We start from the raw sequence: 16,196 nt of genomic DNA, 5'->3' as shown, positions 1-16,196 counted from the left end.
TTTTAAGTATTATATGAAAAAAGCTCAAACCCGTACCGTCTGCATCGGCGGTTCGGGTAAAACGGAGCGCACGGAAATCGGAGGAAATGCTCCGATAAGCATTCAAACTATGTGGAAAGAAGGCATTGTTCCGGTTTTAACCGACAACAGTGCCCTTTTTTCTTTAGCCGATAAAATAGAACAGCTTGGTGCTCTCGGCTGCCGCATATTGCGCTTTGCCGTACCCGATATGCAAAGTGCCGATGCATTGTGCCGTCTTGCAGAGCACGTCCGTATGCCCTTGGTAGCCGATATCCACTTTGATTGGCGTCTTGCTCTGCGTTGTTTAAAAGGCAATGTTGCTAAAATACGCATAAACCCCGGCAACATAGGATCTGCCGAACGCGTTAGCGAAGTGGTAAATGCATGCAAAGACAAAGGCGTTGCCGTGAGGATAGGAGTAAACGCCGGAAGTTTTCCATCAGATATAGCTAGTGCCGTTGAAAAAGGAAAAATGAGCCGCTTTCAAGGGCTTTGCGAAACTGCAGTGCGCGAAGCTGCAGTGTTCGAAAAACTTAACTTCGACCAATACGTTGTTTCGCTTAAAGCCTCTTCAATAGAAGAAACAATACAGGCAAACGAAGCTTTTGCAAAACAATGCCCAGCAGTACCGCTGCATATCGGAGTTACCGAAGCAGGTCCTTTAATCGGCGGCATCGTAAAAAGTACCGTAGCGTTTACCCATCTTTTAAAAGAGGGTATAGGCTCTACGATACGGGTGAGCCTTTCTTCCGATGTTGAAAACGAAGTAATAGCTGCCCGAGAAATACTTGCCGCATGCGGTTTGTATACCGGCGGGGTAAAAATTGTGTCTTGTCCCCGGTGCGGGCGCAACGGCTTTGACGTTCACGGCTTTGTAAAACGCTGGCAAAACAAATTGCTTTCGATGAACAAAAACATAACAGTTGCCGTTATGGGCTGTGTAGTAAATGGACCGGGCGAAGGAAAGCATGCGGATATAGGAATTACCGGAGCCGGAAATTCGGTTTTGATATTTAAAAAAGGAAAAGTTGTTAGAACTCTTCAAAACGATGACCTAAATATCCTCAGCAAAAATGCCGATATTGCTTTTAGTGAGGAAATAAAATCTTTGTGAAATATTTTTCCGCCGTTTGTATTGTTTGTATATTTTTTACGTTTCCGCTTTGTGCGTTTAATCGATACGGACAAGATGAATTCGACAACTCATCTTGGCGTATACTTGAGCGGGCAAACATTGCATTTGAAAAGCGGGATTACGGCAGCGCTTTTCATTTTGCCGAAAACGCAAAAGAAAAGCGAAAACAGGAAACTGCCGATTCTTCTGCAATTTTAGTCCAAGCGCTTTCGGCGCCTGCATTGCTTAAAGCTGGAAATGACATACAAACCGTTTTACAGTTATTGAAAGAACGCGGAAGTGTGGACGCAGTGCGCATAATAGAAGCTTTAATAAATCGTTTCGGTATCGAATACTTCGATTATTCCATTCAAAAACTTAGCGACTATGTAAAAAGCTCTTTTGTATATCCTGAAGCTGATTTTTTATTAGGTAAACTGTATACGCTTGAAGGAGAATACAATACTGCCGAAACCTTTTTTTCTTTTGCCTATCTTAACCGCAGTTACCTCGACGTTCCCGAAATGCAGTCCGATATTTTGTACGGTATGGCGGAATTGTATAAATTACAAGGAAATAACGAAAAGTATGAAAGCGCTTTGCTTTTACTCGGTTCACAAGACGATGTATACGGAGTGCAAAACAGCAAAGACGGTCAAAGTCAAAGTTCTTTTGGTTCAGCCGTTTATGCAGCCCTTACAAAGGGCATGAGCGCGGATAAACTGTTTTTGCTGTATAGAAACGATACATACAAAACATTGCGCGTGTGGTTTTTGCTCACTGAATATTACAATTCGTATGGTTTAACGGATAGGGCTTTACAAACAGCGCTTTTATTTTGCGTAACGGCAGTCAGCCGTGCAGACGGTATAATAAAATCCAGGGATATGGATTACACTTACACTAAAGTAGCAGCGCTATTTAAAAAAATAAAAATGTATTCCGATATTACCGATTGGGCATCACAAAACAATATGTGGGAAGGCTTTTATACATTGGGCGTTTTGTGCGAAAAGCAAGGATTTGTTTCGTTTGCTTACGACATTTTTTCGGCTTTAGCTTCGGAAAGCCCCGATCGCACGTGGAAAATATTAGCGGAAAAAGAGTTACGAAAGTGACTTAGTACACTTTTATAGACAAGCTTAGGTAATTTCCAAAACGATTTATATATTCATCGCTTTGGGCTTGCTTAAAAACTCCGTTTGTAAATTCGGTGTGGTGTGTATAGCTTAACGTATAACCCAACTTTAATTTTAGCGGAATATTTTTTACAAAGCGCATATCAACTTCGGCATTTGCCCCTAGAGAATGAATCCACTCATACACACCGTCTTTAAGAAAATCTTTATAGTAATAGTCACCCGGTTTTGCCGAAGAAGCGCCTTGTCCGTATACCATTAAATCCCCAAAAGAACTGCCGTGTACAATACCGGATCCGTAATCCGCTCCGTGGTGTACCATTGAATAAAAGGCATGTGCACTTGCAAACCACGTAGGAAACGCGTACAAGCCGATTTTTATTTCGTCGGAATTCGGTTTTAATTTGTAGCCGATAGGCTCTCCGTGGTTAAGATACGAAGTATTCATTTTTCCGGTATAACCGGGAATTTCTTCAAGGGGGTGAGTGTATACATAGGGTTCCAGTTTTGTGTATTGCAGTACAAAGCTCATAAACGGCGTATCGGGTATTGCAATTTTAGCGCCCGCTTGCCATGCGCACATACTTGCCCCGGCTTGATGAAAAAAGTCGGAAGCACCCAAATCGGCTTCGTCAATAAATAAATTATAGTATATTTTAGCGTATTTGGGGACGTTAAAGCCTAACGAAAAACCGAGCTGCAAATTGTCAAAATCGCCGACCATGTTTTGGTAAAAAAACGGAATCATTCCCGGGTTCAAATAGCCCGGTTCAAAACGCTTTGCCCATACCGAAGATGAATTAAAGCCGATATAGGCTATGTCTTTAATAAAAATTTCAGCCATAAGGGCGCTGATATTATTTTGAAAGGTTGCAGCCGATTCTTTTATACCTGTGGAACGGAAAAACTCCAAAGATCCGGTAAGTACGGAAAGATTCAGCCATTCTACCGGACGCAAATACATATCGATTGCGGTAAACGGCCGAGCCGTTTTTGAAAGCATTAAATTACCGTTTCCCGTTCCCCAATCGCGCCGTACGCGCGAAAAAGAAATACCGGCTTTACCGTCCCAAAAGTGAACGCCGAATTCGGGAAGCAACCGTATGCCTGCAGCAGGATCGTTCGATAACCCGTCGAATTCCGAAAGCTTTTTTAAGCGGTATTGATAACCGTCCCAGCTTTGCGTAAATGTAAAGGGGGCGTGCGATCCCGTTTGCGCTCCTGTGGATGCAATCCCTGCAGTATCCAGTTTCATAATCCCCATGCCGGCATTTACATTGTATGAAAAATACTTTGTAATATCGCCGCGTATGTACATATCAAACCAGTGGATGGTGGAGATATTCGGTTCGTTAAAATTAAAGTTAAAGTCGGACTGCCACGAAGCTCCAATTTCCAAACGGATGGGTACTTTATTGTTGTTTTCGTATACGTACGAACCTGTTTTAAAAAGAGCTGCCGCATTTGCAATATCTGTTTTATCTTTATCGAATATTGTAGGGCTTGCGCCTTTTAAACGTTCAATCGTATCGCGCGCTATAATCTTTTCTTTTATGCCGGCATCGCTGCTGTTTACTATTTGATCTAAACTGCGTAAAACAGTATTAAGCGTATAAGGTCGTGCGTTGTGAAGCGGCGAGCAATAGCCGCGTATCAGTGCGTATTCCAATAAATTATACACCGGATCTTCAAGCGGTACGGAAATATTACCTTGTGCAAAAACTTTTTTTCCGGTATAAATGCATACGCACAACAGGCATACACATATAACTTTTTTAACCCTATCTTTTTTTATGCTTGTATACATTTGCATTCCTTTATTTAAAATTATCAATAATGCAATCCGATACCGATCGATATTTCATACCATTCTCCGGTTCTCCAATCGGTATTAAAGAATTTATTTACGACTTTATCTATTATCCCGATTCTTTTGCCTGCTTTTTCTGCAACGCGTATTACATCAAAACCTGCACTGATTCTGCCTTGAATGCTTCGCATTTTACTGGGGTAGCCGATAATTTCAAGCCCTGCGCCATACCATCCGTCTTTTAAATTATAACTTGTTCCGGCTTTTGTATTATTTCCCAAAGCTATGTCGATAAAGGGGGAAAGCTGCATTTCAAAATCAAACCAACTCATCCATTGCGGAAAATGCCATCGAGTCCAATTTGTTTGCAATACCTTTATCGGAATGTCCATATTTAGCAAAAAAGCTGAATCCGTTTTTATAAGGCTATCGCGCACACCGCGTATATAACCACCGACTTCTGTTGCTTCGCCAAAACTTTCGTATAAGCGGCAGCGGGAAGCAAAACCTACATGTTTAAATGCACGGTAATATTCGCCGTCAACACTGATAGAAGTTTTATAAGTGCGTGCAAAAAAATTATACGAAAAATTTTGAGCAGCCGATATACTGTAGCCGTTTCGGTAATTGCCTATCCAGTTAACTTGCCCCATGCCTATTCTGTGTGCGGCATTTATAACTGGACCTTTTAAATCAGCATGTTTTATACCGTCTGCAAAAGTGCTTGCTTCGGTAGGATCCCAATTAAAACTGACTGAAGTTGACGGTACCCACGAAATGTCTCCCCATTTTTCGGTTTGTGCTAAAGTTACCGGAAGACTGAGCGATGCCGTTTCTGTAAGGTAAAGCATGTCATTATCATCTTTATAGTCGGGGTCGTGTGTTATAGCTTGCGAAACGCCAAAATTCAAAGCTAAAGTTCTAAGTATCGGTAAGTTAAAACCGACACCGCTTGTAAATTTTATATTCGGCATGTGCGAGCCGATTGTATATTTTGAAGAAAAGTCGTTGTTCCAATTTGAGTTTAAAGGTCCGGCTTTAAAAGGGACATCAAACGACAGGGATGCGCCGATTTTATGTTTTGGATCTTCACCTTCTTTTTTGGTATCGTATTCATAGCTGACATCGCCGTTTAGCGTGCGCATACTGCCAAAAAAATTGTGGTCTTTTACTTTTAATTTAAAAACAAAACCGCTGTTTGAATCGTATTTTGGGTATGGAAGACCGAGAATGTTCCACGAGTCTTTTGTTTTAACGGTTATTTTTACATTGACGATATCGTTTTCATTGGGCTGTTCGTATTCCGGTATAATATGAGCTTCTTGAAAAATACGATGATTGCGCAACCGGATTAATTTATCCGCAAGATATGCTTCCAATTCAGCTTTATCTTCAAAAATTCGTTTGGTATCTATAGAAACGGCTTGGCGAAGCGGGTATTCCCTTGTTATACCCGTTCTGTCGTATGATACCGAAGCAATACGGTATTGCTCGGCATGCAAAAAAAACAACGGTATAAAAAGAAAACAAAGTGTTATAGCTGATCGGTACGGCATACGAAAATGCATAACGTTGCAATAGTAACATAGATCTAAAAAAATAACAATATGATTAATACGCACCTTTTCCGGTAACGACAACGAGCGCTGTTTGTAAAATTATCCAAATATCGAGCCAAATAGACCAGTTTTGCGTATAGTACGTATCCAGCATAATACGCTCTTCGTATCCGGTATCCGAGCGGCCGGAGATTTGCCACATTCCCGACAGCCCTGGCGTAACGGAAAAAATATAGTCGAATTTATCGCCATATTTTGCTTTTTCGGCTTCAACTATGGGACGAGGACCTACAAAGCTCATTTGTCCGGTAAGGATATTAAAAAATTGCGGCAGTTCGTCAAGGCTGGTTTTGCGTAAAAATTTACCGATAGGCGTTACACGCGGATCGTTTTCGAGTTTTTGGTTTTCATTCCACTGGCGTCGTAATTCCGGATTGTTTTCGAGCAATTCTTCCAAACGCCGGTCAGCATCAACTACCATTGAACGGAATTTCCATGTAGTGATTTGCCTGCCGTTTTTACCTATGCGTTTATGCCCGTAAAAGATTGGTCCCGGCGAAGTCCACTTTACCAGTAGCGAAAGCAATCCTACCAGCGGCAGTACAAGCGGTGCAGATAAGAGGAGTAAAGCTAAATCAATTAAACGTTTGATAACAAGGTTTATGGGGCGGGTAAGGCGGTTTGCTGCAGAAAATCCGAGAACTCCGCCAAAATCGCGTACCGAAAGCGATACGGATTTAAGTCCTTGTTGAAAAGGAATGGTTATAACATAGCGGTATGCAGATAAAAGCAAATTGTGCGGTCCTTTTTGCGTAATACTGTTACGCTCCACTACAATTGCTGTGGTAATTTTACATTCGTGTATGCGCTGTTCTATTTCTGCCGAATATGGAAATACGGGAATGCCGCAGTACTCGGAATAAAAAGCGGTGTCATCGGCGATAATTGCTGCAGGTTTGTAGCCAAGTGTAGGTTTTTTTAATAAGCGGTCTACAACTAATTGTTTGTCGCGGTTCGAACTATACACAACGACCGGAATGCCCCACCAGCGTGAAAAAGACACCGCATGGCGCACTGCTTCGCGTATAAGAGGCAGTATAAAAGTTGCAAAGGGAACAGCTAAAAGGAGGGCAACGCTGAGCGCGTTTCTGTCATCGGTTTCAACGGCAATGGAAAGTGCTATGCCTGTAAAACAAAAAAAAGAGGTGAGGGAAAAGCGCCGAACTTCTTCTGACGGTTGTAGCATAATGCCCGGGTACAACCGTGCGGCAAAAAAAGCTGCGGCAAAGGCGGGAAGGTAAACCCAATAGTGAACGAAATCGCGGAATACAATGAGTGTGCGATCTATGGCGTTAACTGTAAAAAAGCCCGCTCCTACACAAAGCATAACTCCGATACAGTCAAATATCATAAAAGTTATACCTGAGGCAAACGAACTGGTATGTGTAAAACGCGATTTAAACCACTGCGGAAAATCCTGTGCCGTCATGTGCTAGAGTATAGCACACTTTTTTTTAAAAAGCAAACGCGTTTTACGGATGCGGCCGGTTCGCATGTGTTCGCGGGAGTTTTATCTTGCAGCGCCGGCTGTAATTTGAAGCTTTTCGTACCACGTGCACAGGTTTTCTGCAGCAGAAACAATGTCGAACCCGGAATTGCGTATAAGATCGGGATAGGCTTTTTTTTGCTTATGCTCATAAGAAAGCAGTTTTTGTGCCCATTCGTTAATGCCGACGTTCAGCGGAAAAAACGAAACAAGCGGCGTAATCGCTGTGTCTTGCGGCACTGCATCGCTCATAAGGCAGGGAAGACCTACGGCTTGGGCTTCTATGCCGACAACGGGCATTCCCTCGTAACGGCTTGGTAAAAAAAACACATCGAATGCGTTTAGAAAATCGGGAATATCGCGCCGTAAACCCGCAAAAAAAACGGCATTTTCTATGCCTAGCTCTTTAACAAGCCGGCGGATATCAGCTTCAAGTTCGCCTGTGCCGACTAAAAGCAGTGCGGTGTTTTTATTTTGCCGATAGGCTTCGGCAAAAACGCGCACGATAAACTCGTGATTTTTGGGAAATACAAAGCGTCCGACGTGCCCGACAATAAAGCGGTTTTCCAAGCCGAATTCTTTTCGTATGCGCTCAGCTCCTGCAAGGTTCGGATAAAACCGCTCGGTATCCACCGCGTTTTTTATTAAACGCACTTTTTCGGCACGCACAGCTTTAGCGCCGAACAGCCAGCGACCAGGGTATTCGGCGCAGGCTGCGTAGTGCGTCGCGAATGTTTTTGAAAAAGGACGCAGCATTTGTTTTATCATATTACGTTTAAATTCGCCGCGGCTTGTCGTGCTGTGGTTGTGCGCTATACGTACCGGAACTTTTGCGCGGTATGCCGCATACAACGGAAAAACGCTCAGCGTATTCAAATGCGAATGAACTATCGAATACCCGTTTTTTTCGAACACGGCACGGCACTGTTTTATATTTGTGAGCATGGATTTTTCGTAGGGTTCAAGTTTTATGATGCGGCCGCCCAAATCGAGAATTTCTTCGTCGATAAGTGTTTTATCGTAGCCGTCCATAAAAAAATCGAACTGAACGCGGCTGCGGTCGATATGCCGGTAATAATTCATGACGACCGAGTCAACGCCGCTGATAACGGCTTTGCCGATAATTTGAGCAACTCTAAAAGGAGCTTCGCTTGTGCTTGCGGTAACCTTGCCGTTTGTGTTTGCACCGTTTTTGCCGTTCGTTTTATTTTTTAATCCGTGCATTTGTTCCATAATAATCGCTCCATTGCAAACTGCTTTTGTGCGGTTTCGGACCTGCGTCGGTTATGTGGATGCCTTGAATATTGTGGCTGTGCCTTTTGCTCACAGGAGGCAGCTTCCTCCAGTTGCCAAAATAAATTGTTAAATAACGCTCAGTATCGGCGGGAGATGAAAACTCATACCCTTCAAATTGAATCTTCGATACGGGAAAAACAACATTTTCCGGAAAAAACTGAAACCACGGCAGCTTCGGATTATAACAAAACCCTTGTATGCCGCCGCGCCCCCCCCATTTTTGCAAAGTTTTTGCTATAGGCGGAATACGCACAAGGGGGCGCAAAAAAAACTGAATAAAACCCCACACGGCAAAGTATGCATTGCGTTTCCACGAATTGCGCTTTGAAGGTTTTAGCGGCGCATTGTTAAACGGCGGTAAAAGGCCGAAAAGATTTCGGTGCTTAAATTGACGCTCCGTTTGCAGATAGCCGGGAAAAATATCTATCGGAATGCCCTGATTGTAATTGTATGGTCCTCCCGGATCGTCCATATAGCTAAAGCGGTCGCGGATTTTTGCCCAGCAAATGTCGTGTTCCGGATCGGTTTGCGCAGTTTGAAAAAACATATCAAAAGGAAGTTCTTTTTCCGCAAGAGCACAAAATTTTTCGTAATCGGCAAGTGGCATCATAACGTCGATGTCGTCATCCCACGGAATAAAGCCTGAGTGCCGTGCCGCGCCTAAAAGTGTTCCCGCATCAAGCCAATAGGTAAGCGAATGTTTTGTGCATATTGCATCGAATACACGCAGTATGCGAAGCATTACCAGCTGTGCTTGGCGCAATACGGTGTCGCCTTTTAAACGTTCATCGGGTATATGTAAAAAATCGTTCATTTTAATCTATCGGTATGCGTATCCAGCTTTCAGGAACTATGTCGGAATAATCATAGCCGTAATACCGGTCTACATATTCAAGCTGTCTGCGGTTCCAAATCGCAGGTGCTAAAACGGTTTTGTCGGAAGCGTTGTTTAGCCATGCAGCCCACCAGCTGAATGAACTGTTAGCAATGATATTGCAGCGGCACATGCTCATCAATGCCATATCCTGCCAGCTGTCGTTTCCCGTGTTCCAATCGATAAAAACGGCATGGGCGTTGCAAAAGCATAAGTGTTCACGACACCAGGGTATGTCATCCGAAAAAATGTAAAATCGTGATACCGCATGCTTTTTTACCGCATATTTGATTGCATTGTTGTAGTATGTTTCCGTGCATACGTTCAGCGTTTTTGTGTTTAAAAAGTCTCCGCGGCGCACGTGAATCGACGCGGATAAAACAGCCGCCTGTTGCGCTTGCAGTGCGCTTTGTACGGCTGCGGATTTTTCGCTCAATGTCGGACGGAAGGTAAAAAGACGCCGTATATCTTTTTCTATTGGTAAAAAATATTTTTCCGTTTGCCAATAGCCTTCAAGGTAGCAATCGTTTTTGTCGGATAAAAGTTCCGGTGTATATTTAAAGACGGTATCGATGTAGTGCGTTTTTTTTGTAAAGTACTTGCGCCGTATGCGGTTCAACAAACCTTCCGCGCTCGTAGATAAACGGCGCACATCAGCTGTATCCGCTTCGTCAAACTTTATGCCGAACAAACGCTCTGTTTCCAAACCGTTGTGGCAAAAGTCTATGCCCGAGTGCACCGTAGCTTTGCGGTATAGTGAAGTGTCGACGTATACTTTGTGTCCGCATTTTTGCAATGCGCAGGCAAATGCATAGCAAAACATTTGGTTTCCCAGCCCGCCCGATATTTTTACAATTTTAATAGCCATGCTCCGTTACTAAATGCTTCGTTATGATTTTACTGCATATTGAATGCGACGCATATAGGCAATAAAACGTATGCAAGGGTCAAACTTATGCTTTAAACAAAACAATGCAATTTTCCGTGCGTGTGAAAAATCGCAATAGCGGGCTTGTTCTATCGCCCGTGCAAAAACAGCGCGCTGCCGTATTTTTTTGAAGTCGTTCAATTTTTCTTTTGCACTGCGCGGATTGTCGCGGTGAAAACAAAAATGCAGCGCTATGCCCAATATACTGTGAATGATTCTCGCGTTTGTAAGCGCAACCGATACCGCTTGTTCACTCGGTGTTGATGCAACGGCATCGGCATACAGTTTTTGTGCAAAACGTTCGGCTTTATCGGCAAACTGCGGATTAAAGGCATTGCTGACCGTTATACCGTCGTAGCGATAATGATAGTTAAATTTATGAATGTATACTACAGACTTTAAATGCTTAAACAAACGAAAATTAAATTCGATATCTTCGCCGAATGAAAGAGCAGTGTCAAAAAGGACACCACTGTTTTTTATAAAATCTGTGCGGTACATTTTAGCCCATACGGAACCGAGCGTGCTTTCCAAATACAACACTTGCTTGTGCAGCTTATTGCATGCTTGATCGGTAACGGCGACAAAATCATTTTGGAAATAACTTACGTTTTCGTTGCGCTTCCCGTATTCTTTTTGGTAGGGGAAAAAAATCAAATCGGCTTGAAAGCCGTTTTGCGAATAAAAATCTTCGGCAGCAGTTAAAGCATCGCAGCACAACGTATGTTCTATCCAATCATCCGCATCGATAAACAAACACCAATCTCCGCTTGCTTTTTTTAATCCGTCATTGCGCGCCGCGCTTACCCCGCCGTTTTGCCGTCGGATAAAACTGATACGATTGTCGCTTTGGGCAATTTTTTGGTAGTCATTTTGGTAAGGCGCAGGCGAACCGTCGTCAACTAAGAGCATTTCAAAAGAAGAATATGTTTGATTTGTAATACTTTGTATACATTTTGATAAGAATTCTACGGGTGTTTTATAGACGGGAACAATAATCGAAATAAGAGGGGTGTTGTTTGCTTTACCGGTTGTGTTAACTTGACGGTTTTGTTGCACTGTTTGGCTCCCGTTATTTTTGAATGTCGCGTTGTTTATTTATTAAAAATTCGGCAACACGTTTTCCGCCTTCTCCTTGATACATCCATGCCGTTTCTTTGGCTTTTTTTTGTCCCGCCTTATAATCGGCGTTATTTACACAGTCCGAAATAACCGTGCCCATATCGGTAAAATCTGCTTCACTTAGTTTTTTCCCGATTGTCGGCAGCACCGAAAACTGCCACGCTTCGATCGGAGGCTCCGTTTCGGCTAAATCACCGGCATCGTAGGGGCGGATATCGATATCTTCATTTATGTATAAAAAAGGTTTTTCTCGCAAAAACGCATAGTCGAAAATAATGCCGGAAAAGTCGGAAATCATTATATCGGCGCGCGACAGGGCGTTAATGTTATCGCTTTGGTAATTCCATTCAAGATTTGCCGTATTCTTGTAGCGTTTTTCCAAACCTTCCAGCAGGACAGCTTCGGACTTTTTAGACTGCGGATGCGGTCGCACTATGATATGAAAACCGGTTTTAACGAGCGGATCCAACAGTTTTTCTCCGTAACGGCTTAATAGCGCGCTTTTTCCCCAACTGGGTGATACGAGGACGGTAAGGTTTTGCGCTTTGTTTTTGGTCTCATGCGCAACGGCTTTGTGCTGCTTAAGCGCTTCAATCTTTTGCTGCAGTACGTCCAAATACGGACAACCGACAGTTACTAACTCTTTTTCCGGTATGCGGCGAAGCTGTTCGAGTAAGCGTATATCTTTTTTTTGATAGTCTCCTGTTAGCAGTACCGAATCGAAGTAATCAAGGCCGAACATTCGATACATAGTAGCATCGCTGGGGGCATGTAAAATATGCGAATAGTGCTTTACGCCTTTTGACCGTTTAAGCTGGTACACATCCAATCCCGGAGTACTCATAAGACAAACGTCGGCTTGCAAAAAGTTTAAGCGCGCAATAGCCGTATTCCCTTGACCGATATATTCGCTTTTTACATACGTGTACGGCGTTTGCAATGCCGGATCATGCTCGGCTCCGGTGTAATATGTTATCGGAATTTTTTGTTTTTCGCATGCTTCAAGCACGGGCAAAAACAAGTTTATGTACTGAGGACCTTCACAAAAAAGAACTATGCCTGCGTTTGAATTTGTAACTTGTGCACCGTTTTTTTTACCGCCGATTAAAAATTTGAGTTTGATAAGGGCCGCTTTGCCGACAAAGTATAAAGTTGCAGAAAGTCCCAACAATACCGAAAAAAGCATGCTGCCCGTTCCCGGATCTATGTAAAGGGGTGATATACACTGTATATTCACTTATATGTGTCTCCTATGCACTGTACATCATTTTGATGCAGTTTTATAATCTTTTAATTTTATATATAAAGGATGAAGTATTTTATATATTATGCGTCCTATAAAAGTATAAGTAAAAAAGCCATGCTTTATGTAAGTGCATATACCATTTGAAGTGAAATTCCGCTTTCCATTATTCATTAAAGTCGAGCTTTTAAAATCAGTGTTTTGCCGTATACATGTTTGTGAAGGAATAAGACCGAAAAAGAACACATACTTTTTGTAATATCCCCAATTATCTGCCGGAAAGTATACGGGACAATTTATATGTTGAATAGCTGCGGCAGCTTCGCCAGTTATCAGGTAGCCTGCCGCTTGCGCAATAGACCCCTCTTTTATAAACCGCGGGCTGACCAGCGAATAACCTTTTACCAAAGGAATAGCACTCGACTTTTTATATATATCGCAGCGTTCAAGTGTTATAATATTTTTGCCGCATAAATGGGGGATAAGCGCTTGCAATAGAACAGGTAAGTCGGACGAAATAATTGCATCGTCTTCCAATATCAATGCATAGGGAAGAGAGCGCTCAACAATTAAACGGTATACCGCATTGTGGCTTAAAGCGCATCCGATTTCGCCGGCAGTCAGTTTTCTTCCTTCAGCTTTTAGCGCTTTTTTTTCGTTATAATAAGCAGGATTATCGGTATACTCTTTTCCGATAAAGGCATCGATAAATTCAAAGTGTAAATGTAAATTCTCAAGCTGCCTTTTCATAAACGAACGGCGTTCTTTTGCTTGCGGTAAACTGATAACAAAAATCGAAATATCTCTATTTACCTGTGCATTCATTTTATGTGACTCCAGTTTTCAGGTTTAAAAATATCTTTTTTTACATGCCACAGTTCATCGTCTAAAATAAAAGTATTTTTATTATGGGCTTCGGGAACATACCGGTGAGTTACATAAAAATCAAAGCCGTCTTTTTTACCGCCGTCAGTTATTGGCTGTTGCGTAAACGGATTGATCGGATTTTGAATACTGCCTTGTGCGGCTAAAAAAGGAACATCGGCATTAGTCATAAAAGTTGTGTCTGTTTTAAGCGGGAAATCGGCATTAAAATCTTTTACCATAAGGAGCGCATTTGCTTGCCCAGGATACATGTTTCCCGTTTGCGGGAAATGCTCGAATGCCGGGAAGCGCTCATTTGTTCCGTGATCCGATACAATAATTATTTTAGTATTGTCATATACGCCGTTTTGCTGTAAATACTCAAACCACTTTCCCAGCAGTTTTAATGCGGCGGCATTTACGTGGTATATTTGATGTTGCACTGTATTCGAAAACGGATTTATACCGACATTGGTAATTGTTGTTACCGGCTTGTATTCCGGATATTGCAAGTATTCGTTTTCGTGTGTCAGTTCGTTTACAATACAACAAAACGTATTTGTATCCGAAGTAAAATCGGTTAATCGGGGAAGATAATCTAAAACGGAATATAAATTGATAATATTTTCGAGTCCTGAATTTCCTGCTTCGGGGTCCCACCATTTACCGTCATCGTATACACCGCCGCGCAAAAACGGAGGGGTCATTCTAAAAAAAGAAAAAAAGATAAAATTGCGTTTTAAGATGCTGCTTTGTTTTACTAAAACAATGTCGTTTTCTTTATTCCATAAATATGTGTATACGCCGCTTAAGTTTTGTGCTGTAACATTTTGCCATTGTGAAAATATACTGTTATCCGGTACCAAACTGTAATTCGCCCATGAAGCATCTGTAACAACTGTATTAAAACCGTGTTCAGAAAAAAGGCGCGGCATAACGCACAAGGCTTCGTTGTGTTTTTTGACCAAAGGTTCGTCGGAGCGCGCGTTTATTTTTTCAGGTGTGTATTCGTAACCGCCGTATAGGGGCGGGGATCCCATCATTGTGTGACCGTTTGTTGTTACCGTATTTGGGTACCATACAAAGCCTTTAAACTGTGCAGCAGTTTTAGGAAGCTCATTAAAAATAGACGGAACAAAAGAACTGATGGCGCGGTCAATCATCAGCACAATAACATTTTGTTTTGTTTTTGAAAGATGGAATACCGGCGTAACACTATTGGAGGGAGCAATAGAACCATTTGCTTTAACTACTGCTTTTGCATATGTCGTATACGTTTTTTCGATTTTGCCGTAATTGTACATGCCTGAAAATAAAAGCGAAAAATTCACTATAGCAAAAACCGGAATAATAAATTTTAAGGGTATGTATCTAAACAGTACTAAAATCAACAAAGCACAGAGGGTAAAAATTGCGGTATCTATAAGTAATATATGTAGATGTGGCATTTTTAAAATGCCGGATGTAAAATGTAGATTTGATAAAACAGTGCCGTAGTTTCCCGTAAAAATAAAAACATTGATTAATGCCCAAGATAAAAAAACTGCTGCTGCGTATGTCAGCACGGTTTTTACCTTGTTGGAAAAAAGTGCATACAGTAAAGTTCCCCACAGTAAAAAAAATCCTGCTGCCTGTATAAGAGGGAATAACATTAATTGTAGTGGATTTGTATACTCGTCAATAAAAGAAAATTCTTGCGCTGATGTGGAAACAAGTGCAGACGGAATAAAAAAGCCGCTGAGTAAAAAGAGTGCACACATACAGATGATAAATAAAGCTGTTCTTTTTTTAGGTTTTTGTTCAATGGCTTTTAAACGCGGATAAAAAAAACGTAAAATCAAATATTTCCAAAACGGTACTAATACAATAATAATGCTAATACAACATATTATAATTTTTTTTACTATTGTTTTATTGGTAAAAGTCAGGATCCAAAAAGCAGCAGTAACTGATACTGCAGTACTTATGATATAAAAAATAAAAGACGGTTGTTTTGTTTTTTTTAAGCAATGCTTTATAAGCGAAAAAATATTGTTACACGTCCAGTACAGTACAAGTCCGGAGGGAGAATTATACAGCAAGACTAAAAAAAGCGCTGCCATTGTATACAACTGTATTTTTTCTTTAACCGGGAAACCCTTTGTATATATAGTTCCTGCAATAATATTTATAAGCGTCATTATTATCGGCAAAAGATGTATGGGGATACTTCCGATTGAAAAAAGAGTGTCATGTTTATTTAAATCCGGAATAAACAAAAAAGGGCAAATGTTTGAATTGGTTAACGGCTCTATAAAGCGATAGTGGGATAAAAAATGGTATGCGGCGATAAAAAATGGTACTTGAATTAAAAGGCTTATTGAAGAACGTAAAGCAAAGGCAGGATGATAGCGCTGTTGACGATAGTAAGTTGACAATATCATGTACCGTTCATCGCCTTTAAAAACTGATTTAATTTTATTGATTTTGGGCTGCATGGCAAGTTGCGTATCCCGTTCAATTTTTTGCCATCTTTCAGCAATATTGTATAAGGGCAAAGTAAAAATACTGACTGCTAAGCTCACACCTATAACGGCAAAGCCGTGATTGTTAAAGTAGAGAACAAAAAAACTATAGAAACCTTGAAGTATCAGTTCTATAGGGTAAATAAACAGATGATACAGCATAAAAAAATCCATCT

Annotated in this window: 12 protein-coding genes; 2 read left to right on the top strand and 10 right to left on the bottom strand. The window is 41.6% G+C overall.

The features are described from left to right. Window positions 1–13 precede the first annotated feature (13 nt). Both ispG and HMPREF9193_RS00175 read left to right on the top strand, forming a co-directional pair. Window positions 14–1,135, top strand: a complete 1,122-nt coding sequence (ispG, locus tag HMPREF9193_RS00180; RefSeq protein WP_021686009.1) for a flavodoxin-dependent (E)-4-hydroxy-3-methylbut-2-enyl-diphosphate synthase — start codon at window positions 14–16, stop codon at window positions 1,133–1,135. Beyond that, a complete protein-coding gene (locus HMPREF9193_RS00175) occupies window positions 1,132–2,253 on the top strand; it encodes a hypothetical protein (protein WP_021686008.1) in 1,122 nt (373 codons plus the stop codon). Before ispG ends, HMPREF9193_RS00175 begins: the two co-directional genes overlap by 4 nt. A gap of 1 nt (window position 2,254) precedes the next feature. On the opposite strand, the gene HMPREF9193_RS00170 is transcribed toward HMPREF9193_RS00175, so the two are convergent. From HMPREF9193_RS00170 to HMPREF9193_RS00125, 10 genes are all read right to left on the bottom strand, one after another. After that, the gene (locus HMPREF9193_RS00170) at window positions 2,255–4,081 is read right to left on the bottom strand and encodes a hypothetical protein (protein ID WP_040847110.1); all 1,827 of its coding nucleotides are present in this window, start codon (window positions 4,079–4,081) and stop codon (window positions 2,255–2,257) included. Between the two features lie 23 nt (window positions 4,082–4,104). Next, the gene (locus HMPREF9193_RS00165; protein WP_021686006.1) at window positions 4,105–5,640 is read right to left on the bottom strand and encodes a BamA/TamA family outer membrane protein; all 1,536 of its coding nucleotides are present in this window, start codon (window positions 5,638–5,640) and stop codon (window positions 4,105–4,107) included. Between the two features lie 55 nt (window positions 5,641–5,695). After that, entirely contained in the window at window positions 5,696–7,132 is a 1,437-nt protein-coding gene (gene wbaP, locus HMPREF9193_RS00160; RefSeq protein ID WP_021686005.1) for an undecaprenyl-phosphate galactose phosphotransferase WbaP, read from the bottom strand. An 81-nt stretch (window positions 7,133–7,213) separates the two neighbouring features. Continuing rightward, entirely contained in the window at window positions 7,214–8,422 is a 1,209-nt protein-coding gene (locus tag HMPREF9193_RS00155) for a glycosyltransferase family 1 protein (protein WP_021686004.1), read from the bottom strand. Next, the gene (locus tag HMPREF9193_RS10620) at window positions 8,394–9,299 is read right to left on the bottom strand and encodes a LicD family protein (RefSeq protein WP_021686003.1); all 906 of its coding nucleotides are present in this window, start codon (window positions 9,297–9,299) and stop codon (window positions 8,394–8,396) included. The genes HMPREF9193_RS00155 and HMPREF9193_RS10620 overlap by 29 nt, the downstream gene beginning before the upstream one ends. Window position 9,300: 1 nt before the next feature. Further along, on the bottom strand, window positions 9,301–10,227 hold the full coding sequence (locus HMPREF9193_RS00145) for an alpha-1,2-fucosyltransferase (RefSeq protein WP_021686002.1): 927 nt from the start codon (window positions 10,225–10,227) through the stop codon (window positions 9,301–9,303). Window positions 10,228–10,248: 21 nt separating this feature from the next. After that, entirely contained in the window at window positions 10,249–11,346 is a 1,098-nt protein-coding gene (locus HMPREF9193_RS00140) for a glycosyltransferase (RefSeq protein WP_040847107.1), read from the bottom strand. 13 nt (window positions 11,347–11,359) lie between these two features. Continuing rightward, window positions 11,360–12,595 (bottom strand): CDP-glycerol glycerophosphotransferase family protein, encoded by a 1,236-nt coding sequence (locus HMPREF9193_RS00135; RefSeq protein ID WP_021686000.1) that lies wholly within the window; start codon window positions 12,593–12,595, stop codon window positions 11,360–11,362. A gap of 78 nt (window positions 12,596–12,673) precedes the next feature. Continuing rightward, window positions 12,674–13,477: a glycosyltransferase family 25 protein gene (locus HMPREF9193_RS00130; protein ID WP_021685999.1), complete on the bottom strand. Its 804-nt coding sequence runs from the start codon at window positions 13,475–13,477 to the stop codon at window positions 12,674–12,676. Beyond that, window positions 13,474–16,194: a YidC/Oxa1 family membrane protein insertase gene (locus HMPREF9193_RS00125; RefSeq protein ID WP_021685998.1), complete on the bottom strand. Its 2,721-nt coding sequence runs from the start codon at window positions 16,192–16,194 to the stop codon at window positions 13,474–13,476. The genes HMPREF9193_RS00130 and HMPREF9193_RS00125 overlap by 4 nt, the downstream gene beginning before the upstream one ends. Window positions 16,195–16,196: the final 2 nt, after the last annotated feature.

This window comes from Treponema lecithinolyticum ATCC 700332, assembly GCA_000468055.1.
GTDB lineage: Bacteria > Spirochaetota > Spirochaetia > Treponematales > Treponemataceae > Treponema_C > Treponema_C lecithinolyticum.
This window is presented reverse-complemented; position numbering and strand designations above follow the sequence as displayed.